The organism is Bifidobacterium amazonense (genome assembly GCF_018555435.2).
Lineage (GTDB): Bacteria > Actinomycetota > Actinomycetes > Actinomycetales > Bifidobacteriaceae > Bifidobacterium > Bifidobacterium amazonense.
This window is the reverse complement of the sequence record NZ_JAFEJT020000016.1, coordinates 19,373-44,455: the sequence shown is the minus strand read 5'-3', so window position 1 is coordinate 44,455 and position 25,083 is coordinate 19,373. Positions and strand designations below refer to the sequence as shown.

16 protein-coding genes, 2 tRNA genes and 2 pseudogenes are annotated in these 25,083 nt (G+C 65.2%); 12 read left to right on the top strand and 8 right to left on the bottom strand.

Annotated elements, in window-relative coordinates; all coding sequences use genetic code 11:
* Window positions 1-150 precede the first annotated feature (150 nt).
* The gene (tgt, locus tag JS533_RS05460; RefSeq protein ID WP_241513459.1) at window positions 151-1,452 is read right to left on the bottom strand and encodes a tRNA guanosine(34) transglycosylase Tgt; all 1,302 of its coding nucleotides are present in this window, start codon (window positions 1,450-1,452) and stop codon (window positions 151-153) included.
* Window positions 1,453-1,962: 510 nt separating this feature from the next.
* Between tgt and JS533_RS05455 the strand changes: the two genes are divergently transcribed.
* The 7 genes and pseudogenes from JS533_RS05455 (at window position 1,963) to htpX (JS533_RS05435) (ending at window position 11,954) form a co-directional block, all read left to right on the top strand.
* Window positions 1,963-3,936 (top strand): S1C family serine protease, encoded by a 1,974-nt coding sequence (locus JS533_RS05455; RefSeq protein ID WP_241513460.1) that lies wholly within the window; start codon window positions 1,963-1,965, stop codon window positions 3,934-3,936.
* Window positions 3,937-4,289: 353 nt separating this feature from the next.
* Window positions 4,290-6,152: pseudogene (locus JS533_RS05450) on the top strand (HAD-IC family P-type ATPase); the annotation flags it as partial.
* A 231-nt stretch (window positions 6,153-6,383) separates the two neighbouring features.
* Window positions 6,384-7,139, top strand: a pseudogene (locus JS533_RS13855) (HAD family hydrolase); the annotation flags it as partial.
* Window positions 7,140-7,247: 108 nt separating this feature from the next.
* Window positions 7,248-7,382 carry a hypothetical protein gene (locus tag JS533_RS13705; RefSeq protein WP_274619180.1) on the top strand — a complete coding sequence of 45 codons (135 nt, stop codon included), beginning with the start codon at window positions 7,248-7,250 and terminating at the stop codon, window positions 7,380-7,382.
* A gap of 144 nt (window positions 7,383-7,526) precedes the next feature.
* Window positions 7,527-8,996 (top strand): FAD-dependent oxidoreductase, encoded by a 1,470-nt coding sequence (locus tag JS533_RS05445; RefSeq protein ID WP_241513462.1) that lies wholly within the window; start codon window positions 7,527-7,529, stop codon window positions 8,994-8,996.
* Between the two features lie 423 nt (window positions 8,997-9,419).
* On the top strand, window positions 9,420-10,601 hold the full coding sequence (locus JS533_RS05440) for a serine hydrolase (RefSeq protein WP_241513463.1): 1,182 nt from the start codon (window positions 9,420-9,422) through the stop codon (window positions 10,599-10,601).
* A gap of 405 nt (window positions 10,602-11,006) precedes the next feature.
* Window positions 11,007-11,954: a zinc metalloprotease HtpX gene (gene htpX / locus JS533_RS05435; RefSeq protein WP_241513464.1), complete on the top strand. Its 948-nt coding sequence runs from the start codon at window positions 11,007-11,009 to the stop codon at window positions 11,952-11,954.
* Here the strand turns inward: htpX (JS533_RS05435) and JS533_RS05430 are convergent.
* From JS533_RS05430 to JS533_RS05410, 5 genes are all read right to left on the bottom strand, one after another.
* Window positions 11,951-13,852, bottom strand: a complete 1,902-nt coding sequence (locus JS533_RS05430) for an ABC transporter ATP-binding protein (protein ID WP_241513465.1) — start codon at window positions 13,850-13,852, stop codon at window positions 11,951-11,953. The two genes, htpX (JS533_RS05435) and JS533_RS05430, sit on opposite strands and share 4 nt — an antisense overlap.
* Complete coding sequence (locus tag JS533_RS05425; protein ID WP_241513466.1) at window positions 13,849-15,738, bottom strand: ABC transporter ATP-binding protein; 1,890 nt, start codon at window positions 15,736-15,738, stop codon at window positions 13,849-13,851. Before JS533_RS05425 ends, JS533_RS05430 begins: the two co-directional genes overlap by 4 nt.
* Window positions 15,739-15,957: 219 nt before the next feature.
* Entirely contained in the window at window positions 15,958-16,635 is a 678-nt protein-coding gene (locus JS533_RS05420) for a sensor histidine kinase (protein WP_241513467.1), read from the bottom strand.
* 86 nt (window positions 16,636-16,721) lie between these two features.
* A complete protein-coding gene (locus JS533_RS05415; protein WP_241513470.1) occupies window positions 16,722-16,997 on the bottom strand; it encodes a LytTR family transcriptional regulator DNA-binding domain-containing protein in 276 nt (91 codons plus the stop codon).
* A gap of 6 nt (window positions 16,998-17,003) precedes the next feature.
* Window positions 17,004-17,417 (bottom strand): LytR/AlgR family response regulator transcription factor, encoded by a 414-nt coding sequence (locus JS533_RS05410; protein WP_241513469.1) that lies wholly within the window; start codon window positions 17,415-17,417, stop codon window positions 17,004-17,006.
* A gap of 191 nt (window positions 17,418-17,608) precedes the next feature.
* Here JS533_RS05410 and JS533_RS05405 point away from each other — a divergent pair.
* Window positions 17,609-17,679 (top strand) — tRNA-Gly (locus tag JS533_RS05405).
* Between the two features lie 453 nt (window positions 17,680-18,132).
* Here JS533_RS05405 and JS533_RS05400 read toward each other — a convergent pair.
* A tRNA-Gly gene (locus tag JS533_RS05400) sits at window positions 18,133-18,203 on the bottom strand.
* Window positions 18,204-18,394: 191 nt separating this feature from the next.
* On the opposite strand from JS533_RS05400, the gene JS533_RS05395 reads away from it, so the two are divergent.
* The 4 genes from JS533_RS05395 to JS533_RS05380 all read left to right on the top strand — a co-directional run bounded on the left by JS533_RS05395 (window position 18,395) and on the right by JS533_RS05380 (window position 23,861).
* Window positions 18,395-19,090: a LytR/AlgR family response regulator transcription factor gene (locus JS533_RS05395; protein ID WP_241513468.1), complete on the top strand. Its 696-nt coding sequence runs from the start codon at window positions 18,395-18,397 to the stop codon at window positions 19,088-19,090.
* Between the two features lie 86 nt (window positions 19,091-19,176).
* A complete protein-coding gene (locus JS533_RS05390; protein ID WP_241513467.1) occupies window positions 19,177-19,854 on the top strand; it encodes a sensor histidine kinase in 678 nt (225 codons plus the stop codon).
* Window positions 19,855-20,073: 219 nt separating this feature from the next.
* Window positions 20,074-21,963, top strand: a complete 1,890-nt coding sequence (locus JS533_RS05385) for an ABC transporter ATP-binding protein (RefSeq protein ID WP_241513466.1) — start codon at window positions 20,074-20,076, stop codon at window positions 21,961-21,963.
* Complete coding sequence (locus JS533_RS05380; protein WP_241513465.1) at window positions 21,960-23,861, top strand: ABC transporter ATP-binding protein; 1,902 nt, start codon at window positions 21,960-21,962, stop codon at window positions 23,859-23,861. The genes JS533_RS05385 and JS533_RS05380 overlap by 4 nt, the downstream gene beginning before the upstream one ends.
* Here the strand turns inward: JS533_RS05380 and htpX (JS533_RS05375) are convergent.
* Window positions 23,858-24,805, bottom strand: coding sequence for a zinc metalloprotease HtpX (gene htpX / locus JS533_RS05375; RefSeq protein ID WP_241513464.1), 948 nt, complete (start codon window positions 24,803-24,805; stop codon window positions 23,858-23,860). The two genes, JS533_RS05380 and htpX (JS533_RS05375), sit on opposite strands and share 4 nt — an antisense overlap.
* Between the last annotated feature and the right edge of the window lie 278 nt (window positions 24,806-25,083).

Here is a 25,083-nt window from a genome sequence, read left to right as displayed (position 1 = left end):
GACGTTGTGCCCGGATGATGCGGCGTTTTCCTCGCAAAGTTCGCATGATGCCGTCGGGCGTGCGAACTTTACGAGGAAAAAAGGGTGTGAAACCTCGCAAAGTTCGCATAGGTCGCGAAATCGTGCGAACTTTGCGAAGTCCGGATCCGATCAGCCGCGCGAGCCGTGCGCGTAGAAGCGGGCGAGCGTCGCGTCGCGGAACTCGTCGAAATAGCCGCCGTCGATCGACGCGCGGATGTCGTCGAGCAGCTTGATGAAGAAGTGCTCGTTGTGGATCGTCGCCAGCGTGAACCCGTTGAACTCGCGGGCGCGCAGCAGATGATCGACGTACGCGCGCGAATAGTGCGTGCACGTGTAGCAGTCGCAGCCCTCCTCCAAAGGCCCGAAATCGGACTTGAACTCCGCGCGCTTGACGTTGTAGCGGCCGTCGCGCGTGAAGATCGCGCCGTTGCGGCCGCAACGGGCCGGAGCCACGCAGTCGAACGTGTCGCCGCCGTTCTCCACGCACGCGAAGATGTCGTCCACCGCGGCGATGCCGAGCACGTGGCGCGGCCGGCTCTCCGGCATCGCGTCGCAGATCCACGCGCAGGTGTCGCCGATGATGCGCTTCTCGATCGCGCCGCCGATGCCCACGCCGTCGAAGTCCAGCGAGGCGATCTGCTCGGCCGCATGCCGGCGCAGATCCTCGTAGTTTGCGCCCTGCACCACGCCGTACAGTGCCTGATACGGCTTGCCGAGACGCGCTTCGGTCAGTCGCTCGTGCTCGGCGACGCAACGCTGCGCCCAGCGGTACGTGCGCTCCACCGACTGCTCCTGATAGCGCCGCGTGTTCATGAGCGTCGTCAGCTCGTCGAACGCGAACATGATGTCCGCGCCGATCTTGTGCTGGATGCCCATCGAGATCTCCGCGGAGAACCTATGCAGCGAGCCGTTGAGCGGCGACTTGAACGTCACGCCGTCCTCGTCCACGAACGCGAGGCGCTCCTTGCCCTCGGCGATCACGTCGTCCGACTTCATGCCGGTCACGTCCATCGCCAGCGTCTTCTTGAATCCGGCACCGAGCGAGAGCACCTGGAAGCCGCCCGAATCGGTGAACGTCGGTCCGTCCCAGTTCATGAACTTCGCAAGTCCGCCGGCCGCGTCGAGCACGTCCTCGCCGGGGCGCTCGTACAGGTGGAAGGCGTTCGACAGCATGCACTGCGCGCCCTCCGCCCTCATCGTCTCCGGCAGCACGGCCTTCATTGCGGCCTGCGTGGCGACCGGCACGAACGCGGGCGTATGGATGTCGCCGTGCGGCGTATGCAGGATGCCGGTACGGCCGTAGCGCGCACCGCCGCGGCCCTTGCCGTCCGCCGCATCGGGCAGTCGGGTGATGGTTTCGAAGCTGAATGCGCTGCGATCGCCGGGCTTGCCGGGCTCTGCGCCGCGCGGATGATCCAAAAGACTCGTCATGCGATTCACTCTAGGCGAAGCCCGGTAGGAAGCTCAACCGGTGTGTGTGGGTAGATGTGTTCGGATAACGTTCGGATAACGTGCGGCCTGTGCATGGTGTGTGACCGGCGGTTTATCTGCGGCGGTGTCCGGAGCGAGGTCCGGGCTGCAAACATCTATCCGGCTTACGTGTAGCGGTCGAGGGAGAAGAAGCCGAGTAGGGAAGCTTGGAAATCCTTGGTTTTTCGGGCTTCCGTACTCGGGTTTGTTGTTCTTGGCCGCTACACGTAAGCGAGATAGCGATCGGTAAGTGGCTAAAACCGCTACACGTAACCGGTGTACCGGTGTAATTGGCCGAAGGGTTGAGCGGGCCTATTGCGATAATCGAAAGACAATTCGATTACTCCTTCCAACAAACATTCAGGAAACTTCCAGAGCAAGTATCTTTACTCTTAGGTAGCAGTTCACCGGGCCGATCATCCGATCACAGGGAGCTAAAACGGAAGCCCGGCAACAACCTAAGGAGCAACAATGGCTGAAGAGAACAACAACTGGTACGCCGGTGGCGACCAGAACGCGCAGCCGCAGACTGCCGACGGCGCGAGCAACACGACTTCCACTTCCAACACCAACGACGACAGCAACGAGCAGCCCACCGTGGCGTTGCCTACCACCCCCGACAACGGCGAGCAGCCGACGGTGCAGATGACGCCCGCCCCGGCCGCCCCGGCTGCTCCGGCCGCTCCGGAACCGTCCGCGAACGACGTTCCGAACTATGCGGCGGCGGCCGGTGAAACCACGGTCGTCTCCAACGACGGCAACAATGCGGCCCCGCAGGGCCAGCCGGCCTCCGAAAGCGCTTCGGGCCCGTACCGTCCGGCACCGGAATACGGCGCCTACGGTCCGACCCCGACCGCGAACCAGCCTGCCGGCAACGCCCAGCCGCAGGGTCAGCAGAACCCGCAGGGCCAGCCGACGCAGCCGTTCGGCGGCCTGTTCGGCCAGGGCGGCCCGTTCGGCCAGCCGCAGGGCACCCAGCAGAACGGTGCCGGCCGCAACCCGTACGGCAACCCGTTCCTTGCCGGCCAGCAGCCGCAGCAGGGCGCGCCGAACCAGCAGCAGAACAACGGCGGCTACCCGCCGATGCCGCCGTTCGGTCAGAATCCGGGTCAGCCCGGCCAGCCCGGCCAGCCGGCCGGCAAGTCCGGCGCCAAGACCGCCAACGGCGTGATCGTCGCGGTCGTCGCCGCGCTCGTCTCCGCGGCGCTGTGCCTCGGCATCGGCTGGGGCGCGATCACGTACGGCTGGATCACGGTGCCGACCAGCAGCTCGCTGTCCAGCGTGAACTCCAACAAGTCCGGTTCCGGCACAGCCACCACCAAGAGCGGTGAGGCCGTCGACTGGACGTCCGTCGCATCCAGTGTGTCCGACTCCGTCGTGTCGATCACGACCACGTTGAGCAACGGCGAGGCGAAGGGCTCCGGCGCGATCCTCGACACCGAGGGCCACATCGTGACCAACAACCACGTGATTTCCGGCGCCCAGTCGATCCAGGTCACGCTCGCCAACGGCAACATGTACACCGCCACGGTCGTCGGCACCGACACGACCACCGACCTCGCGGTCATCAAGCTGCAGAACCCGCCGAGCGACCTCAAGGCCGTCACGTTCGCCGACTCCGACGAACTCGCCGTCGGCGAGGCCGTCATGGCCATCGGCAACCCGCTCGGCTACGACGACACCGCCACCACCGGCATCGTCTCCGCGCTCAACCGCCCGGTGACCGTCACCGACGACAACAACAACGAGATCTTCACCAACGCGGTCCAGATCGACGCGGCCATCAACCCGGGCAACTCCGGCGGCCCGACGTTCAACGGCGCCGGCCAGGTGATCGGCATCAACTCGTCCATCGCGTCCACCGCAAGCTCGTCCGAATCCGCCGGCTCGATCGGCATCGGCTTCGCGATCCCGGCGAACCTCGTCAAGCGCGTCGCCAACGAGATCATCAAGAGCGGCTCCGTGACGCACGTCGCGCTCGGCATCACCGTGACCACCGGCACGGCCACCGCCGACGGCGTGACCCGCTCCGGCGCGAAGATCACGGCCGGCACGTCCGGTTCCGCGGTCGTCTCCGGCAGCCCCGCCGACAAGGCCGGACTCAAGTCCGGCGACACGATCGTCGCCTTCAACGGCAACGCGGTCACCAGCCACTACGCGCTGCTCGGCTTCGTGCGCGCCGCGGCGCTCGGCGACAAGGCCACGCTGACCATCGTGCGCAACGGCAAGACCATGGAAGTCGACGTGACGCTCGATCAGGAGGAGTCCGCGGTGACCGGTTCGTCCAGCTCGTCCGGCTCGTCCAACGGCAACAGCCAGAACAACAACAACGGTAACGGTTCGAACGGCTACGGTTACGGCAACGGTAACAGCAACGGCAATGGTAACAGCGACGGCGGCACCGGCGACAACGGCGGCCTGAGCGATCCGTTCGGCATGTGGTAAACCGCTGGGCTGTGTGCCCGGCCGGGTGTGTCCGGCTGGGTGTGCAGCCTGGACGGCTCCGAGGAAACGGCCATAACCAAGTCCCGATGACACTGTCGGGATGCGGTTATGGCCGTTTCTTGTCTGTGCGCTGTCGCGGCGTTCGGTCATCATGGAACCGTCATAACTGAATATGTCATCTTTACGCCGTGTATCGGAAGGTCGCGCGAGGCGCTCGCAAGAGTGCCGGGCAAAGCCGCCGGTGGGTTAACAAGGCGTGACTGAACCGCCGATCGAGGCCGGTCACGCGACTGCATACCCGCTTCTCGCGCCGCCGCCACGATCGGCTCCGTATGCGAGCGTAAGGAGCAATGATGAGCGATATCATCATCAGATTCTTCAAAGCCGTCCTCCGCATCTGCCGATTGGTGCCGATGCTGCCCGTGGTCGTCGTGTCGGCGCTGCCGTTGGCGTTGCTGGGGCAGTGGCGGCCGTGGTTTGCGGCGGGCAGTGCGATCGGACTTGGCGGTGTGTCGGTTGGGTCGGATGTGCCGACTCCGTCCGGAACGTCGCCGGTTGCCGTGCCCGGCGCGCCGGTCGATCCCGTGAACCTGCCGATACTGGGCGATCCCGGCGTCGGACAGTGGCTGATCATCGCGCTGGTGCTGATCGTCGTATTCGACACCGTGCGCGGCATGATCGACGACATCCGTCACGGCCAGGTCGGCGTCGACCTGCTGGCCGTCGTCGCGATCCTGTCGACCGTCGCGGTGCGCGAATACTGGGCGAGCTGGGCGGTCATGCTCATGATCTCGTCCGGCGAGGCGATCGAGGAATACGCGCAGGCCAAGGCCGAGCACAGTCTGAACGCGCTGCTGCAGGCCGCGCCGCAGACCGCGCACGTGGTGACGTTGCCCGGCGTCAGGCGGGGCGGCGATCGCGGCGGCAGCGGGCGCGATCGCGGACGTGACGACGATCATGTCGTCGCCCGTGCCCGTAACATCACCCCGGCCCGTAACATCACCCCGGTGAGGGAGGACGGGTTCCGTCCGGTATCGTCCGCCTCGTCCGCCGACGTGGCCGCCGACGACATGTGCGTGCTCGTCGGTCGATCCGCCGAAGGCTGCGTCGAAGTCGCCGACGAGATCGCGCGGCGTCGCCGTGCCATTGCGGCGTCCCGATTCGCCACGGTACCGGTTGACGACGTGCGTATCGGCGACGTGATCATCGTGCTGCCCGGCGAAACCGTGCCGGTCGACGGCGAACTCATGTCCGTCTCCGCCACGCTCGACCTGAGCGCCATCAACGGCGAGCCGGTGCCGCGCGAAGCGTTCGCGGGCGCGCGCGTCATGTCCGGCGCGGTCAACGGCGCGACCGCGCTCACCATGCGCGTGACTCAACGCGCCGCCGACTCGCAGTATCAGCGCATCCTCGCGCTCGTGACGTCCGCGCAGGAGTCGCGGCCGGCGGTCGTGCGCACGGCCGACCGGCTCGCCGTACCGTTCACCGTGCTGTCGCTGCTCATCGCGGGACTGGCGTGGGCCATGTCCGGCGTGCCGACGCGATTCGCACAGGTGCTCGTGCTCGCGACGCCGTGCCCGCTGCTCATCGCCGCGCCGGTCGCATACATCGCGGGCACCGGGCGACTGGCGGCCTCCGGCGTGCTCATCAAAACGCAGGACGTGCTCGAACGGCTCGGACAGGTCACGCAGGTGTTCTTCGACAAGACCGGCACGCTGACGGTCAAACAGCCGCAGGTCGTGCGCGTCGAGATGCTGCCGGGCGCCGGGACGCGGCTGGACGAGGACCATGTGCTGATGATGGCTGGCGTGGTGGAAGGCTATTCGGTGCACATCCTTTCGCGCGGCATCGCGGCGGCCGGGCGGGCCGCGACGGAACGGCTGCGGGCGCGGTTTGCAGCCGGGCAGCAGGAGTGCCCTGATCCGGGGGCGGCTCGGCTGGCGGCCGGGGCCGTTTTGGCTGTTGGGGATTCGGGTACGGCTGCCGGGGAGGCTCGGGCGTCTCGGATGTCTCGGGCGTCTCGGATGGCTGGGCTGGCCGGGGCTGCTGGCTCGGCGTCCGGAGCCGCCGGGGCGACCGGGCACGGGCCGGATGCGGATGCGCCGGTGGTGAAGAACGTGCGGGAGGACGCCGGCAAGGGCGTATCCGGTGAAGTGAACGGCCATGTGGTTCGCGTCGGACGACTGTCGTTCGCGAACGCCCGTGACGACGGGTTCCAGCCGGTGCAGCCGGCGGGTATCGGGGAGGACCCGTCGGGGAATGGCTCCGCCGAGATGCTGCACGGGCATTCGTCCGTGGCGCAGGATGCCGAGTGGCCCGGGGTGCGGGACGACGTACCGGAATCGGGGAGTGCCGCCACGGAAGCGGGAACGCTGGCCGGACGCAATGCCGGTGTCGGGGAGCATGCCGGTTTGGCCGGCGCGACTTTGTCGACGGATGCGGTCGTTCGCGCGCGGTTCGGGATGCTGGAACCGGACGAAATGGCGTCGTACGTGTCGATCGATGGTCAGCTGATTGCACGCATCGTGTTACGCGACGTGCCGCGCGCGAACGCCCGGGAGGCGTTGTCGCGGCTGCACGCGCTGGGCGTGGGGCGGCTGACCATGCTCACCGGTGACAAGCGTGCGTCCGCCGAGATCATCGCCCGCGAGGTCGGCATCGACGAGGTGCATGCCGAACTGTTCCCGGAGGATAAGGTCGCTGCGGTGCGCGATGCGGGAACGGCGACCAAGGGCGGAGCCGGCGGATTTGGGGCTGCGGATGTCGTAGACGACTCAGTCGGGGCGCCCGGAGCGGAAGGACTCCGGGAAGAGGCCGGACGGCGTCGTGGCTTCGCCCGAACCGCGACGAACGGCGAGGTCACGATGATGGTGGGCGATGGCGTGAATGACGCGCCGGTGCTGGCCGCGGCGGACATCGGCGTGGCCATGACCGATGGCACGTCCACGGCCGCCTCGGAATCCGCGCAGGTCGTCATCATGAACGACGACATCGCCGCGGTGCCACAGGCCATCGCCATCGCACGCCGCACTCGGCGCGTGATGCTGCAGGCCGTGTTGCTGGGGCTTGGACTGGCGGTGATCGGCATGGTCGCCGCCGCGTTCAACCTCATTCCGATGGTCGTCGGTGCTTTCCTTCAGGAGGCCATCGACGTGGTGAGCATCCTCTGGGCGCTCACCGCCCTGTTCGATCGGGATGAATGATGCCGAAGGCTCGTGTGTGACGAGTCGGTTTGACGATTGAGAGGCTGAAATGGAGGTCTGTCAAGGTCGGTTTGACGATTGAGAGGCTACTTGGGAGCCCTGATCGACATGATCGGCACGGAATATACCCCCATTCATACTATTTCAGGGGTTATCGTCGAAAGCGACAGCCTCTCGATCGTCGAACTGACCCGTGGAAACCGTCGTTTTAGCCTCTCAATCGTCAAACTGCCGGCGAATTGAGACGTGAATGGTGCAAATCACGCTGCAACACCGACAAACCGCCTGCACCGTTCGCAGCAAAGTCCTGATGCGCCGTTCGTTGCTCGTCGGCCGCGTCAAAATCACCCCTTCCGCGATTCGGAGGCTTGCGATAGGCTGGGACGCGTGACTGAAACTGTGAATACCAACGAGAATGCCGCCAACGAACTGCGCATTGCAGTGATCGGCGCTGGCCCGGCCGGCGTGTACTCCTCTGACATCTTCCTGCGCCAGCTCAAGAAGCTCGGCGAGGAGCTCGGTCTCGGCACCAAGGCCCGCATCGACCTGTTCGAGAAGCTGCCCGTGCCGTTCGGCCTGGTCCGCTACGGCGTGGCCCCCGACCACCCGTCCATCAAGTTCATCGCCGACGCGCTCGAGAAGACGCTCGACAACCCCGACATCCACCTCTACTGCGACGTGGAGTTCGGCAAGGACGTGACTCTCGACGAGCTGCTGGCCCGCTATGACGCGGTCCTGTTCGCCACCGGCGCGGTCAAGGACAAGCCGCTCGGCCTGCCCGGCGCCGACCTCGACGGCGTGTACGGCGCCGCCAAGTTCGTCGAATGGTACGACGGCTATCCGACCGGCGCCCGCGAATGGCCGCTGACGGCCGAGAACGTGGCCGTGATCGGCGGCGGCAACGTCGCGATGGATGTGGCCCGCGAGCTCATGCGCAACGCGGACGACCTCAAGGCCAAGACCGACATTCCGGACAACGTCTACGAGGGCATCCAGGCCAACAAGGCCAAGGTGCTCCACCTGTTCATCCGCCGCGGCGTCGCGCAGGCGAAGTTCAGCGTGCAGGAGCTGCGCGAGATGGAGAAGCTGCCCGGCGTGCAGCTCATCATCAACGAGGACGACTTCGAACTCGACGACGACACCATCGAGGTGGCCGGCAAGGACAAGCTCACCCGCCAGATGGTCGAGGAGCTGTTCACGATCCGCGAGATGGCCGAGGACATGGAGGACGACGGCGACGTCGACTTCGAAGGCAACCCGGCCGACCGCAAGTACTACATCCACTTCAACTCCGCCCCGACCGAGGTCCTCGGCGAGGACGGCAAGGTGACCGCGATCCGCGTCGAGCGCACCGAAACCGGCGCCGACGGCAAGATGCACCGCACCGGCGAGTTCACCGACTACCCGGTCGAGGCCGTGTACCACGCGATCGGCTACAAGCCGGCCGAAGCGCCCGGCATCGTGTACGACGAGAAGGGCGCCCACTTGGCCAACGCGAATGGCGACGGCCGCATCACCACCGCCGCGGACGGCGGCGAGGTGCGCGAACGCCTGTACGCGACCGGTTGGGCCAAGCGCGGTCCGGTCGGCCTGATCGGCTCGACCAAGTCCGATGCGCTGATGATCGTGACCAACATGCTCGAGGATCTCGCCAAGGCCGCGGAAGGCGGTCGCGTGGCGGCCGACCGCGACCCCGAGTCGATCGACCGACTGCTGGAAAGCCGCGGCGTCAAGCCGATCGATTTCGCCGGCTGGAAGAAGGTCGACGCGTTCGAGCGTGCGGAAGGCGCGAAGGAAGGCCGCGAACACAAGAAGGTCATCGACCCCGATCAGATGCGCGCGCTCGCGCACGCCTGAGCCCAGAGGCCCGACATGCGAGTCGTCTACGCCGGACTCGCTGACGGGTAACGACGAGCACGCAGGGCGGTCGCCACCGGCAAATGCCGTGGGCGGCCGCCCTTCGTATCGCCCGGACTTGCTGCGTTTCTCCTTGGTTCATGTGGATCCGTTGTCGTGGGTGCCCAGCTCTGGTCTAGGCATCGCGAGATAACGCGATACCGGGATGAGCGGGTGCCTGCGCGAGGACACTGCGTGGCGGCACCTTATTCGCCAAGTTTTCAGGTTGTTGTCAGGGCACGCGGCAACAAGGCCGCGTATATTAGTGCGGGAATCACCGTGTAGCAATAGTTCGGAAGTATCATGTCGCAGCCCAATCGCCATCATCGGCCGTCCCCTCCCCGTCACGAACGTAGTGAACGCGACGCCGGGAACGCCCATCATATGATGCGCACGTGGGCGGCGAACCTGGTCCAGTCGCCGGTGTATCGCCGCCGCGTGCTGCGCGTCGCCGGCGCGACGCTCGCGGTCACGGTCGCGATGTGCGGCGGCATGCAGTACCTGTGGCGTGATGCGGCTGGCGATTCCGCAACCGTGACGGCCAAGGCCAAGCAGGCCACCAAGACGGCCAAATCCTCCAAGACCTCGCAGGACTCTTCGGCCGCCGAGGCCCAAGCCAAACCGACCCCGACCGAAACTGCACTGGACGGCATCGGCCAGATCGACGGTTCCGCGCAGGTCTCCACGGTCGGCTTCACGCTCGACACGGACACGCAGGTCCAGCTGGAAGACGAGCTGAACACGTTCGCGGCCTACGGGTACGGCGTCTCATTCGTGCTGGTCGACATGACGTCCGGCAAGACGCTCGCCTCGTACGCGGACGCGGCGCGATACTCGGCGTCCGCGATCAAAGGCCCGTACGTGCTGTCGCTTGCCGAAACGGGCACGATCGACCTGACCGCGGCGTACGAGGCCGCGACCGACGACGATGCGACGACGCAGTATCTGATCGATCAGACGATCACCGTGTCCAACAACGACACATACAAGGAACTGCACGACACGTACGGCACGGACGCGTTCGCGACGTGGGCGAAGTCCGCGGGCGTGTCCGTGGACGTGACGCAGGGCTCGTATCTGAACATGTCGGCCGCGGACCTCGCGCGAATGTGGGCGAAGGGATACGGGTACCTGTTCGGCTCGGCCGACACCGGCTCGGCCGACACCGGTTCGGCCGGCTCCGACGGTGCGGATTCGGCGGACGGCGACGCCTCGGCCGGCACGTCGACGGCGGGTTCCGGCAGCGCGGGCACCTCCGCCGACAACACGACCCAGACCGCCTCCGATCTCGACTCCGCCGCGCGGCAATGGCTGGCCGGCGAATACTCCGACACCCTGAACTCCACGATCCACATGGCCCTCGGCGGACAGTATTCCGTGTACACCAAGGCCGGTTGGATCAACGGCGAAGGCGACTACTACGCGCTCAATGACGCCGGCATCGTGCGCTCGAGCTCCGGCGACTACGTGCTGGCGGTCATGACCAGCGCCGCCGACGAATACGAACTGGTCTCCGGCCTGGTCTCCATGCTCGACACGATTCACTCCGCGTCGATGACCGCCTGACCTCCATGCCCCTCGCCATAGACCAACGCTAGCTGGACCCTTTGCGTTGGTTTACGGCGAATAAAGCCGCTGGCTGGCCGGGAACCAATGCTGGTGAGACCCTTTGCGTTGATTCATGGCGAATAGGACCGCTCTGCTCGCCGCAAACCAACGCTTATGGGCCCCTGTGTGTTGGTTCATGGCGGGCGGGTTGCTAACTGGTCATGGGCCAACGCCCAACCGCCGATTTGCGTTGGTTTATGGCCAGTGGGAGGCCGGTGGGAGGCCGGCGGGAGGCCGGCGGGAGACCGGCGGGAGGCCAGTGAGAACCCGCACACAAAAGCGGGTTACGCCTGTGGCTGATGCGACGGCAATATCCGGCATGCGCCCAGCCAACATCCAGACAGTGAATTTACTGTGTGCATTATGACTGGCAAATTGCAGGTGCACGGCCATTGCAACGGCCTGAAGACAACGCTGTTGTTCGCGTTGATGTGGGGCATCATCATGCTCATCTGGTGGGCCACCGGCGGCCAGCGCAGCACGCTGAGCATCTACATCGTCATCGGCCTGGCCACCACGTTCGGCTCCTACTGGTTCTCCGACAAGCTCGCCATCGCATCCATGCGCGCCCGCGAGGTCAGCGAACAGGAGGCGCCCGCGCTGTACCGCATCGTGCGCGAGCTGAGCGCGAAGGCCGGCAAGCCGATGCCGCGCATCTACATCGCGCCCACGATGAGCCCGAACGCGTTCGCGACGGGACGTAACGAACGCCACGCGGCGGTCTGCTGCACGCAGGGCATCCTGCAGATGCTCAACGAACGTGAGATCCGCGGCGTGCTCGGCCACGAGCTCATGCATGTGTACAATCACGATATTTTGACGTCGGCGATCGCGTCCGCGATGGCGACGGTGATCACGTACCTCGGCTATTCGCTGATGTATTTCGGCGGCTCGCGCGACGATCGCGACGGCGATTCGGGCGGCGCGCTCGGCGCGGTCGGCGTGCTGCTGAGCATGATTCTCGCGCCGATCGCCGCGTCGCTGATCCAGATGGCGATCTCGCGCACGCGCGAGTACGACGCGGACGAGGACGGTTCGCGCCTGACCGGCGACCCGGAGGCGCTCGCGTCCGCATTGAACAAGATCTCGTACGGGACGGCCGCGAATCCGATGCCGCAGACGGCCGGCACGCAGTCGGTGGCAGCGATGATGATCGCGAACCCGTTCTCCGCGGAGGGGCTGTCGAAGCTGTTCTCGACCCACCCGCCGACCGATCAGCGCATCGCGCGGCTCATGCAGATGGCGCAGGAGATGCGCGCGCAGTCGGTGGGCATGAGCGGGTATGCCCAGACGCCGCAGGTGCGGTATTAGTTGGCGGCGTAGTACTGGGCTTGGGCTTGCCAGAGTTGGTGGTATTTGCCGGACTGGTCGCTGACGAGCTGGTCGTGGGTGCCGTATTGGACGATGTTGCCGTGGTCGAAGACGGCGATGTCGTCGCAGAACTTGCATGACGACAGCCGATGGCTGATGTATACGGCGGTTTTGTTGCCGGCGATCTCGTCGAACTTCGCGTAGATCTGCGCCTCGGCGATCGGGTCGAGCGCGGCGGTCGGCTCGTCGAGGACGATGAACGGCGCGTCGCGATACAGGGCGCGCGCGATCGCGATCTTCTGCGCCTCGCCGCCCGACACCTGCACACCCGACTGGTCGAGATCCTTGTACAGGCTCGTATCCAAACCGTGCGGCATGGACGCCAGCCGGTCGCCGAAATCGGCCTTGTCTAGGCAGTCGGCGGCCAGTTCTCGATCGTAGCGGGCCGCGCAGGCCACGTTCTGGCCGAGCGGCAGGGCGAGCAGTTGGAAGTCCTGGAAGACGACCGCGAAGATGCGCAGGTACTCGTCGTACCGGTACTTGCGGATATCGATCCCGTTGAGCAGAATCCGTCCCTCGGTCGGATCGTACAGTCGGCACAGCAGCTTGATGAACGTGGTTTTGCCGCTGCCGTTCTCGCCCACGACCGCAAGCCGCGAACCGACGCGGAACCTCAGGTTCACGTGACGCAGCGCCCACTGGTCGTCCGCGGCGTTTGGATAGCGGAACGACACGTCGCGGAACTCCACGTCGTACTGCCGGTCCGTACGCTTCTCCGTCGTGAGCGACCCCTGATACATCGTGTTCGGCGTATCGAGAAAATCGAACACGGTCTTCAGGAACGGCGCGTTGTTGCGCACGCGGCCGGCCGACTTGAGCAGCGTGGACAGTCCGGTGAACGCCGTCGTGATCGCGCCCACGTACTGCGTGACCGAGCCCACGCCGAACGCGCCGCCCCACGCCTTCAGACATACGAACGCGTACACGACGCCGATCAGCATCGTGGAGACCGCCACCGACAACGACTGCCACAACGTGAGCGGCCACAGTACGCGGCGCATCGCGGGGGAGTGCGCGTCGAACGAATTGTTTGCACGCCAGAACGGAATGGCCACATGCTCGAACTGGCCGTACATGCGGCAGTCCATCGCGCGCTTGTCGTTCGCGAACGAGGCGCCGAAGAACGCGAATACGCGGTTGCCGAACCGGCCGTCCTCCGCGAAACCGACCCAGAAACCGTCGCCGTGCGCGTAGCAGGCGGACGACAGCACGACGACGCCAGCCAGCACGACGACCATCAGCACGGCGCACCATGGGCTGTTCAACAGTGCGAGCTGACCGCCGGACTCCGGCACGGGCGACGTGAACAGCGACACGGACAGTGCGACGCCGCCCGCGATCTGGAAGAGGGCGGGCAGGGCCTCGTTCAGCACCTGCACGGATTCGGACAGGCCACGACCGTTGAAATTGTTGTTCTGGCGGATGCTGGAAACCGTGTCGTACGTGCGCTGGTCGTCGGCGATCGGAAAGTCGAGATCCATGAGCTTGTCCGCGACCGGCAGCCTGCCGCTGACCGGCAGCATCTCGTCCTCCGCCTGCTTCCAATGATGGCAAACGGCGCCGGCCAGCGCGAGCGCAATCGTGGTCGCGAGGATGAGGATCACCCACGAGCGCAGGGCGGCCGGGTCGCGCCGGCCGGCCAGTTCGTTGATGAGCTGGGCGGAGCACCAGATGGTCGCGTACGGGGCGGCCGCCTGACATAGTGCGTCCAGCACGGTGGCGAGGAGCCAGTTGGGCTGCAGCCTCCACCACAGGCCGAGCGCGCGCAGCTCGTAGCGCCACGGTTGCGGGCGGGCGGTGGATGTGCCGGATGTTTCGGTATGTGTTGCGTTGCTCATTGCTGTCGACCTTCTGCGATTGCACCGGTTGTGCCGGCGGTCGTACCGGTGCCGTCCGCATCATCCCGGTAGTACTTGCTTTGCACGTTGAAGAGCCGCGCGTAGTCGCCGCCGGCGGCCAGCAGCGACTCGTGGGTGCCCTGTTCGCTGATGCGCCCGTCCTTCATGAACAGGATGCGGTCGCAGAAACGCGTGGACGCGAGCCGGTGGCTGATGAACACGCTTGTGCGGCCCGCGGTCATACGGTTGTAATGCTCGTAGATGTCGTTCTCCGCGATCGGGTCGAGTGCGGCGGTCGGCTCGTCCAACAGCAGGATCGGCGCGTTCCGGTACAGGGCGCGGGCCAGCATGAGCCGCTGCGTCTGCCCGCCGGACAGGTCGACGCCGTCCTCGTAGATCCGCCGGCCGATATGCGCGTCCAGACCGCCGGGCAGGGACATGATCTTCTCCGTGAGCCCGGCCTCGTCGAGGCACTCGCGCACGCGGTCGCGGTCGAAGCCGTCCAATCGCTGCGCGACGTTCTGCGCGACGGTCGTATCGAGCACGGAGAAATCCTGGAACACGGCCGCGAACAGCGTGTAGTAGTCGCGCCGGTTATACTCGCGGATGTCCCGTCCGTCCAGCAGGACGCGGCCGGCGGTCGGGTCGAGGAAGCCGCACAGCAGCTTGATCATCGTGGTCTTGCCTGCGCCGTTCAAGCCGACCACGGCGATCTTCTCGCCCGGCCGAATCGTCAGATCCACGTCGTGCAGCGTATCGCGGTCCGCGCCCGGGTAACGGAACGAGACATGGTCCAATCGCAGCTCGTACAGGTGACCCGGCCGCGCGACGAGCCGCTCCCCGCCGTCCAGATCGTACGGTTCCGGCCAATCGAGAAACTCTCGGATCTGCGCAAGCTCCAGGCTCTCCTTGTTCAGTTCGGAACACTTGTCGAGCATGCCGGTGATCCACGTCGCAAAACCGCCGACCGCCGTGAAATACAGCAGAAAACGCGACGCAGGCAGATCCTGCGCCAACGTCAGCCAGATCAGATACGCGTACGCGACGCCGTTGCGTGCGAACGTGAGCACCACGTCGATCACGTTCGCCCACACGTACATGCGCTCGCGATGCGCGTAGAACGCGCGCAGCGTGCGTATCGCGCCCGCGCGCAGCTCGACGATCCACGGACGCAGGCCGAAGATACGCAGATCCTTCGCATATTCGCGCCCGCTCGCCACGGTCTGCAGATAATCGAACCGGCTGAACGCCGTCTGCTCCTCGTCGCGGTGACGATACCCCCACTCGTTGATCCGCCGGCCGGACAGGTAGCCCGCCACGGCCGTGACCAGCACCAGCGCGATCAGCCAGCCGTTCAGACCGGACAGCACGGTCAGGTAGACCACGAAGCCGATGACGTTGGTGAGCAGCTCCGTATACGTGGTCCACACCCGCTCGCTCGGACTGTAGTTGCCCACGCATGACTGCGTGGACTTGCGCTCCTTCGCGCGGAACGACGAGTCCAACGTGTTGATATACGACGTGCTCGCGGTTTTCAGCCCGATCTTCTCCAGCAGTCGGACGCGTACGGAAATGCGGCCGAGCGACGTGTACGTCTCGCACAGGTCGTAGCCGGCCGCCAGCAGCACCAGCAGCAGCGTGAAGCCGACGATCGCCAGCAGCAGGTCGTCCAGCGGCGCGTGCGTTTCGATGCGGTCCAGGACCGTTGGGGCGATGAACATCTCCGCCGTCGTGTGCGCGGCCGCCGCCACGGCCAGCACCGCCACGAACACCGGCACGCTGGGGACCGCCTCGCGCGCCAGCCGCAGCATGAACACGGTGTTGTTCCAGACGGAATAGTGCCTGCTGCCGGACGGCGGGTCGGGGGTGTCGTTCGTCTTGGTCATCGCGGCTTCCTTTCGTTCATCTACCATCCAGTGATAGCCCGCGATCGTGCGATGCGGGCGGAATCCGTGACGAATCGTCGAAAATCGGTGACGAACCGTGTGCCGACGCCAGCGTAGTAGGGCGCAGCGTGGCAGACGCGTCGCGGCGAGCACGTCGGCGTGTAGCGTGCAATCGTCGACGCATCGGCCATCGGCCGTACGCCGCCGTCGTGCGCAACGCTACTGCTGCGGCAGCAGAATCTCCGTCGTGAACGCGCCGTCCTCCGAATTGCGGCTCAGATAGCCACCCGCGGACTCGACGATCTCGTCGATGTGCAGCAGGCCGAAACCGTGATCCTTGCCGCGCTTCGTGGTGCGGAATCGGCCGTGGTCCTTCCGCCGTTTGCGCGCGGCCGTCGCATTCGTGAACGAGACGTACAGCTGCGAGCCCTTCATGTCCATGTACACGCGGATCATGCGTTCGCCTTCGGGCAGGCCGGCGTTCGCCTCGATCGCGTTGTCGAACAGGTTGCCGAGGATGCAGCACAGGTCCAGTTCGGACATGCGCAGTTTGATCGGAATATGCGCGTCCACGTGCACATTGATGCCGCGCGATTCGGCCAGCGCCATCTTGCTGCTCAGGATCGCGTCGGCCATCGCGTTGCCCGACTTGATCGGACTGTCGAGCACGATCAGCTCGTCGTCGAGCTTGTCGAGATAGTCGCGGATGCCGGCCAGATCGCCGTTCGCGGCTAGCACCTTCAGCGTCTGGATATGGTTACGGTAGTCGTGTCGCCACATGCGCATCTTCGTGTACATCGTGTCGACCTCGCGGTAGTGCGTGTCGATCAGCTCACGCTGATAGTCGGCCAGCGCACGGTCCGCGGCCCTGCGTTTGCGGCGGAACAGGTCGAACATGGTCCTCCTTCCTTCTCGGCCAGTCGTTCGTTAGTGCGTCGGTACGTCGGTTCGTTGGTACGTCGGCGGCCGTGACGATCCCGCCGCTACGTCCGTTCGATGATCGCGCGGTTCAGCGGCTCGTACGCGCCGCGCGGCAACGGCAGCGACGTGCCGTCGGCCAGCATCACGTCGCGTTTCGTCACGCGTCGAATCTGCCGGAGATTGACGATCAGTCCGCGGCCGGCGCGGAAGAACTCCGGACTCAGCTCGCTTTCGAATTCGCTGAGCGACCGACGCACCGGGTAGTCACGGACGGCGTGCACCGTCACGTAGTACTGACGCACGTCGAGATGGCGGATATCGTACTGCGCTATACGCACAAGTCCCTAAGCGCACTGCAGGTTCAGGCAGCGCGCGTTGTGCCGCAGCTTGACGACCGCGCGGTCGAGCACGCCGGACAGCTTGCGCTCGCCGATCGGCTTCATCAGATAGTTGAGCGCCTCGACGTCGTAGCCTTCCGCGATGTAGTCCGAATAGCCGGTGATGAACACGATCTGTACGGTTTTACTGCTGCGGCGGATCGTTTTCGCGAGTTCGACGCCGTCCATCGCGCCCATTTCGACGTCGAGCAGGAGGACGTCGAAGTCCTGGCGCTCCTCGTAGCGGGTCAGGAAGCGTTCGGCCGACGGGAACGTCTCGACTTTCGTCTCGAGGGCGCGGGCGGCGGCCCACCGTTCGACCAGGGCGCGCACGTATGCGGCGTCCGTGGCGTTGTCGTCGCAGATCGCGATTCGCGGCATTGGTGGGCCTACTTTCTTTGCGGTGATGTCGATCCTATGGTAGGTCTCCGAACGTTTGGAGGCGAATGTGTTTCACGTGAAACGTTGTGTGTGCGTGTGCGGTGGGTGTGGAGTCTCGTTTATGGACGGGGGGGCTTCGGCGGGACGGGAGGTCTGGTATAGTATCCACTCGTGCGCCAAAAGCGCCACCTGCGAATGTAGTTCATCGGTAGAACGACAGCTTCCCAAGCTGTAGAGGCGGGTTCGACTCCCGTCATTCGCTCCGCTCAAAACCGTTGGAATTCCAACGGTTTTCTTGGTTTTTGGCGATGTGTCCGAGTGGTTTCGGAATCGCACTGCGCGCGATGCTGTGTTGTTGGCGGCGCGTTCGCGCCGCGGAGCGCTCAGTCACGGCTACGCCGTGACAGCTCCTTCGGTGAGGGAGCCGAAGCTCCGCCAGCATCTTTGTCGGCTCGCGCATCATCTACAAACGCCCCGGCGCTTGCGATGCCCTCAGAGGGGCTCCGTCTGTGGCTTGTAGCCGTTGCAACGCCTTTGAAGCTGGCGGTAGCCTTGGCCCCCTCACTGAGGGGGCTGTCGAGCGAAGCTCGACTGGGGGAGCTCCGCGACCGCAGGCCGTCAACAACACAGCATCGCGCGCAGCGCGATTCCGAAACCACTCGGACACATCGCCAAAAACCAAGAAAACCGTTGGAATTCCAACGGTTTTGAGCGGAGCGAATGACGGGAGTCGAACCCGCCTCTACAGCTTGGGAAGCTGTCGTTCTACCGATGAACTACATTCGCAGGTGGCGCTTTTGGCGCACGAGTGGATACTATACCAGACCTCCCGTCCCGCCGAAGCCCCCCCGTCCATAAACGAGACTCCACACCCACCGCACACGCACACACAACGTTTCACGTGAAACACATTCGCCTCCAAACGTTCGGAGACCTACCATAGGATCGACATCACCGCAAAGAAAGTAGGCCCACCAATGCCGCGAATCGCGATCTGCGACGACAACGCCACGGACGCCGCATACGTGCGCGCCCTGGTCGAACGGTGGGCCGCCGCCCGCGCCCTCGAGACGAAAGTCGAGACGTTCCCGTCGGCCGAACGCTTCCTGACCCGCTACGAGGAGCGCGAGGACTTCGACGTCCTCCTGCTCGACGTCGAAATGGGGGCGATGGAGGGCGTCGAACACGCGAAAACGATCCGCGGCAGCAGTAAAACCGTACAGATCGTGTTCATCACCGGCTATTCGGACTACATCGCGGAAGGCTACGACGTCGAGGCGCTCAACTATCTGATGAAGCCGATCGGCGAGCGCAAGCTGTCCGACGTGCTCGACCGCGCGGTCGTCAAGCTGCGGCACAACGCGCGCTGCCTGAACCTGCAGTGCGCGGAGGGACTCGTGCGTATCCCGCTGTACGACATCCGCTATCTCGACGTGCGTCAGAACTACGTGACGGTGCACGCCGGCCGCGACTACACGGTCCGTCGTTCGCTCAGCGAATTCGAAAGCGAGCTGAGTCCGGAGTTCTTCCGCGCCGGCCGCGGACTGATCGTCAATCTCCGGCAGATTCGACGCGTGACGAAACGCGACGTGATGCTGGCCGACGGCACGTCGCTGCCGTTGCCGCGCGGCGCGTACGAGCCGCTGAACCGCGCGATCATCGAACGGACGTAGCGGCGGGATCGTCACGGCCGCCGACGTACCAACGAACCGACGTACCGACGCACTAACGAACGACTGGCCGAGAAGGAAGGAGGACCATGTTCGACCTGTTCCGCCGCAAACGCAGGGCCGCGGACCGTGCGCTGGCCGACTATCAGCGTGAGCTGATCGACACGCACTACCGCGAGGTCGACACGATGTACACGAAGATGCGCATGTGGCGACACGACTACCGTAACCATATCCAGACGCTGAAGGTGCTAGCCGCGAACGGCGATCTGGCCGGCATCCGCGACTATCTCGACAAGCTCGACGACGAGCTGATCGTGCTCGACAGTCCGATCAAGTCGGGCAACGCGATGGCCGACGCGATCCTGAGCAGCAAGATGGCGCTGGCCGAATCGCGCGGCATCAATGTGCACGTGGACGCGCATATTCCGATCAAACTGCGCATGTCCGAACTGGACCTGTGCTGCATCCTCGGCAACCTGTTCGACAACGCGATCGAGGCGAACGCCGGCCTGCCCGAAGGCGAACGCATGATCCGCGTGTACATGGACATGAAGGGCTCGCAGCTGTACGTCTCGTTCACGAATGCGACGGCCGCGCGCAAACGGCGGAAGGACCACGGCCGATTCCGCACCACGAAGCGCGGCAAGGATCACGGTTTCGGCCTGCTGCACATCGACGAGATCGTCGAGTCCGCGGGTGGCTATCTGAGCCGCAATTCGGAGGACGGCGCGTTCACGACGGAGATTCTGCTGCCGCAGCAGTAGCGTTGCGCACGACGGCGGCGTACGGCCGATGGCCGATGCGTCGACGATTGCACGCTACACGCCGACGTGCTCGCCGCGACGCGTCTGCCACGCTGCGCCCTACTACGCTGGCGTCGGCACACGGTTCGTCACCGATTTTCGACGATTCGTCACGGATTCCGCCCGCATCGCACGATCGCGGGCTATCACTGGATGGTAGATGAACGAAAGGAAGCCGCGATGACCAAGACGAACGACACCCCCGACCCGCCGTCCGGCAGCAGGCACTATTCCGTCTGGAACAACACCGTGTTCATGCTGCGGCTGGCGCGCGAGGCGGTCCCCAGCGTGCCGGTGTTCGTGGCGGTGCTGGCCGTGGCGGCGGCCGCGCACACGACGGCGGAGATGTTCATCGCCCCAACGGTCCTGGACCGCATCGAAACGCACGCGCCGCTGGACGACCTGCTGCTGGCGATCGTCGGCTTCACGCTGCTGCTGGTGCTGCTGGCGGCCGGCTACGACCTGTGCGAGACGTACACGTCGCTCGGCCGCATTTCCGTACGCGTCCGACTGCTGGAGAAGATCGGGCTGAAAACCGCGAGCACGTCGTATATCAACACGTTGGACTCGTCGTTCCGCGCGAAGGAGCGCAAGTCCACGCAGTCATGCGTGGGCAACTACAGTCCGAGCGAGCGGGTGTGGACCACGTATACGGAGCTGCTCACCAACGTCATCGGCTTCGTGGTCTACCTGACCGTGCTGTCCGGTCTGAACGGCTGGCTGATCGCGCTGGTGCTGGTCACGGCCGTGGCGGGCTACCTGTCCGGCCGGCGGATCAACGAGTGGGGGTATCGTCACCGCGACGAGGAGCAGACGGCGTTCAGCCGGTTCGATTATCTGCAGACCGTGGCGAGCGGGCGCGAATATGCGAAGGATCTGCGTATCTTCGGCCTGCGTCCGTGGATCGTCGAGCTGCGCGCGGGCGCGATACGCACGCTGCGCGCGTTCTACGCGCATCGCGAGCGCATGTACGTGTGGGCGAACGTGATCGACGTGGTGCTCACGTTCGCACGCAACGGCGTCGCGTACGCGTATCTGATCTGGCTGACGTTGGCGCAGGATCTGCCTGCGTCGCGTTTTCTGCTGTATTTCACGGCGGTCGGCGGTTTTGCGACGTGGATCACCGGCATGCTCGACAAGTGTTCCGAACTGAACAAGGAGAGCCTGGAGCTTGCGCAGATCCGAGAGTTTCTCGATTGGCCGGAACCGTACGATCTGGACGGCGGGGAGCGGCTCGTCGCGCGGCCGGGTCACCTGTACGAGCTGCGATTGGACCATGTCTCGTTCCGTTACCCGGGCGCGGACCGCGATACGCTGCACGACGTGGATCTGACGATTCGGCCGGGCGAGAAGATCGCCGTGGTCGGCTTGAACGGCGCAGGCAAGACCACGATGATCAAGCTGCTGTGCGGCTTCCTCGACCCGACCGCCGGCCGCGTCCTGCTGGACGGACGGGACATCCGCGAGTATAACCGGCGCGACTACTACACGCTGTTCGCGGCCGTGTTCCAGGATTTCTCCGTGCTCGATACGACCGTCGCGCAGAACGTCGCGCAGCGATTGGACGGCTTCGACCGCGACCGCGTGCGCGAGTGCCTCGACGAGGCCGGGCTCACGGAGAAGATCATGTCCCTGCCCGGCGGTCTGGACGCGCATATCGGCCGGCGGATCTACGAGGACGGCGTCGACCTGTCCGGCGGGCAGACGCAGCGGCTCATGCTGGCCCGCGCCCTGTACCGGAACGCGCCGATCCTGCTGTTGGACGAGCCGACCGCCGCACTCGACCCGATCGCGGAGAACGACATCTACGAGCATTACAACCGTATGACCGCGGGCCGCACAAGCGTGTTCATCAGCCACCGGCTCGCGTCCACGCGTTTCTGCGACCGCATCCTGTTCATGAAGGACGGGCGCATCAGCGAACAGGGCACCCACGAGTCGCTGCTGGCCGCCGGCGGCGACTACGCGCGGCTCTTCAACGTGCAAAGCAAGTACTACCGGGATGATGCGGACGGCACCGGTACGACCGCCGGCACAACCGGTGCAATCGCAGAAGGTCGACAGCAATGAGCAACGCAACACATACCGAAACATCCGGCACATCCACCGCCCGCCCGCAACCGTGGCGCTACGAGCTGCGCGCGCTCGGCCTGTGGTGGAGGCTGCAGCCCAACTGGCTCCTCGCCACCGTGCTGGACGCACTATGTCAGGCGGCCGCCCCGTACGCGACCATCTGGTGCTCCGCCCAGCTCATCAACGAACTGGCCGGCCGGCGCGACCCGGCCGCCCTGCGCTCGTGGGTGATCCTCATCCTCGCGACCACGATTGCGCTCGCGCTGGCCGGCGCCGTTTGCCATCATTGGAAGCAGGCGGAGGACGAGATGCTGCCGGTCAGCGGCAGGCTGCCGGTCGCGGACAAGCTCATGGATCTCGACTTTCCGATCGCCGACGACCAGCGCACGTACGACACGGTTTCCAGCATCCGCCAGAACAACAATTTCAACGGTCGTGGCCTGTCCGAATCCGTGCAGGTGCTGAACGAGGCCCTGCCCGCCCTCTTCCAGATCGCGGGCGGCGTCGCACTGTCCGTGTCGCTGTTCACGTCGCCCGTGCCGGAGTCCGGCGGTCAGCTCGCACTGTTGAACAGCCCATGGTGCGCCGTGCTGATGGTCGTCGTGCTGGCTGGCGTCGTCGTGCTGTCGTCCGCCTGCTACGCGCACGGCGACGGTTTCTGGGTCGGTTTCGCGGAGGACGGCCGGTTCGGCAACCGCGTATTCGCGTTCTTCGGCGCCTCGTTCGCGAACGACAAGCGCGCGATGGACTGCCGCATGTACGGCCAGTTCGAGCATGTGGCCATTCCGTTCTGGCGTGCAAACAATTCGTTCGACGCGCACTCCCCCGCGATGCGCCGCGTACTGTGGCCGCTCACGTTGTGGCAGTCGTTGTCGGTGGCGGTCTCCACGATGCTGATCGGCGTCGTGTACGCGTTCGTATGTCTGAAGGCGTGGGGCGGCGCGTTCGGCGTGGGCTCGGTCACGCAGTACGTGGGCGCGATCACGACGGCGTTCACCGGACTGTCCACGCTGCTCAAGTCGGCCGGCCGCGTGCGCAACAACGCGCCGTTCCTGAAGACCGTGTTCGATTTTCTCGATACGCCGAACACGATGTATCAGGGGTCGCTCACGACGGAGAAGCGTACGGACCGGCAGTACGACGTGGAGTTCCGCGACGTGTCGTTCCGCTATCCAAACGCCGCGGACGACCAGTGGGCGCTGCGTCACGTGAACCTGAGGTTCCGCGTCGGTTCGCGGCTTGCGGTCGTGGGCGAGAACGGCAGCGGCAAAACCACGTTCATCAAGCTGCTGTGCCGACTGTACGATCCGACCGAGGGACGGATTCTGCTCAACGGGATCGATATCCGCAAGTACCGGTACGACGAGTACCTGCGCATCTTCGCGGTCGTCTTCCAGGACTTCCAACTGCTCGCCCTGCCGCTCGGCCAGAACGTGGCCTGCGCGGCCCGCTACGATCGAGAACTGGCCGCCGACTGCCTAGACAAGGCCGATTTCGGCGACCGGCTGGCGTCCATGCCGCACGGTTTGGATACGAGCCTGTACAAGGATCTCGACCAGTCGGGTGTGCAGGTGTCGGGCGGCGAGGCGCAGAAGATCGCGATCGCGCGCGCCCTGTATCGCGACGCGCCGTTCATCGTCCTCGACGAGCCGACCGCCGCGCTCGACCCGATCGCCGAGGCGCAGATCTACGCGAAGTTCGACGAGATCGCCGGCAACAAAACCGCCGTATACATCAGCCATCGGCTGTCGTCATGCAAGTTCTGCGACGACATCGCCGTCTTCGACCACGGCAACATCGTCCAATACGGCACCCACGACCAGCTCGTCAGCGACCAGTCCGGCAAATACCACCAACTCTGGCAAGCCCAAGCCCAGTACTACGCCGCCAACTAATACCGCACCTGCGGCGTCTGGGCATACCCGCTCATGCCCACCGACTGCGCGCGCATCTCCTGCGCCATCTGCATGAGCCGCGCGATGCGCTGATCGGTCGGCGGGTGGGTCGAGAACAGCTTCGACAGCCCCTCCGCGGAGAACGGGTTCGCGATCATCATCGCTGCCACCGACTGCGTGCCGGCCGTCTGCGGCATCGGATTCGCGGCCGTCCCGTACGAGATCTTGTTCAATGCGGACGCGAGCGCCTCCGGGTCGCCGGTCAGGCGCGAACCGTCCTCGTCCGCGTCGTACTCGCGCGTGCGCGAGATCGCCATCTGGATCAGCGACGCGGCGATCGGCGCGAGAATCATGCTCAGCAGCACGCCGACCGCGCCGAGCGCGCCGCCCGAATCGCCGTCGCGATCGTCGCGCGAGCCGCCGAAATACATCAGCGAATAGCCGAGGTACGTGATCACCGTCGCCATCGCGGACGCGATCGCCGACGTCAAAATATCGTGATTGTACACATGCATGAGCTCGTGGCCGAGCACGCCGCGGATCTCACGTTCGTTGAGCATCTGCAGGATGCCCTGCGTGCAGCAGACCGCCGCGTGGCGTTCGTTACGTCCCGTCGCGAACGCGTTCGGGCTCATCGTGGGCGCGATGTAGATGCGCGGCATCGGCTTGCCGGCCTTCGCGCTCAGCTCGCGCACGATGCGGTACAGCGCGGGCGCCTCCTGTTCGCTGACCTCGCGGGCGCGCATGGATGCGATGGCGAGCTTGTCGGAGAACCAGTAGGAGCCGAACGTGGTGGCCAGGCCGATGACGATGTAGATGCTCAGCGTGCTGCGCTGGCCGCCGGTGGCCCACCAGATGAGCATGATGATGCCCCACATCAACGCGAACAACAGCGTTGTCTTCAGGCCGTTGCAATGGCCGTGCACCTGCAATTTGCCAGTCATAATGCACACAGTAAATTCACTGTCTGGATGTTGGCTGGGCGCATGCCGGATATTGCCGTCGCATCAGCCACAGGCGTAACCCGCTTTTGTGTGCGGGTTCTCACTGGCCTCCCGCCGGTCTCCCGCCGGCCTCCCGCCGGCCTCCCACCGGCCTCCCACTGGCCATAAACCAACGCAAATCGGCGGTTGGGCGTTGGCCCATGACCAGTTAGCAACCCGCCCGCCATGAACCAACACACAGGGGCCCATAAGCGTTGGTTTGCGGCGAGCAGAGCGGT

Excerpts from the sequence above, each read along its gene's own strand:
- JS533_RS05425 (WP_241513466.1), bottom strand. The coding sequence starts at position 15,738 with ATGACCAAGACGAACGACACCCCCGACCCGCCGTCCGGCAGCAGGCAC.
- JS533_RS05390 (WP_241513467.1), top strand. The coding sequence starts at position 19,177 with ATGTTCGACCTGTTCCGCCGCAAACGCAGGGCCGCGGACCGTGCGCTG.
- htpX (WP_241513464.1), top strand. The coding sequence starts at position 11,007 with ATGACTGGCAAATTGCAGGTGCACGGCCATTGCAACGGCCTGAAGACA.
- JS533_RS13705 (WP_274619180.1), top strand. The coding sequence starts at position 7,248 with ATGATCGGCACGGAATATACCCCCATTCATACTATTTCAGGGGTTATC.
- JS533_RS05420 (WP_241513467.1), bottom strand. The coding sequence starts at position 16,635 with ATGTTCGACCTGTTCCGCCGCAAACGCAGGGCCGCGGACCGTGCGCTG.
- JS533_RS05380 (WP_241513465.1), top strand. The coding sequence starts at position 21,960 with ATGAGCAACGCAACACATACCGAAACATCCGGCACATCCACCGCCCGC.
- JS533_RS05410 (WP_241513469.1), bottom strand. The coding sequence starts at position 17,417 with ATGCCGCGAATCGCGATCTGCGACGACAACGCCACGGACGCCGCATAC.
- JS533_RS05455 (WP_241513460.1), top strand. The coding sequence starts at position 1,963 with ATGGCTGAAGAGAACAACAACTGGTACGCCGGTGGCGACCAGAACGCG.
- JS533_RS05385 (WP_241513466.1), top strand. The coding sequence starts at position 20,074 with ATGACCAAGACGAACGACACCCCCGACCCGCCGTCCGGCAGCAGGCAC.
- JS533_RS05430 (WP_241513465.1), bottom strand. The coding sequence starts at position 13,852 with ATGAGCAACGCAACACATACCGAAACATCCGGCACATCCACCGCCCGC.
- tgt (WP_241513459.1), bottom strand. The coding sequence starts at position 1,452 with ATGACGAGTCTTTTGGATCATCCGCGCGGCGCAGAGCCCGGCAAGCCC.
- JS533_RS05440 (WP_241513463.1), top strand. The coding sequence starts at position 9,420 with ATGATGCGCACGTGGGCGGCGAACCTGGTCCAGTCGCCGGTGTATCGC.
- htpX (WP_241513464.1), bottom strand. The coding sequence starts at position 24,805 with ATGACTGGCAAATTGCAGGTGCACGGCCATTGCAACGGCCTGAAGACA.
- JS533_RS05395 (WP_241513468.1), top strand. The coding sequence starts at position 18,395 with ATGCCGCGAATCGCGATCTGCGACGACAACGCCACGGACGCCGCATAC.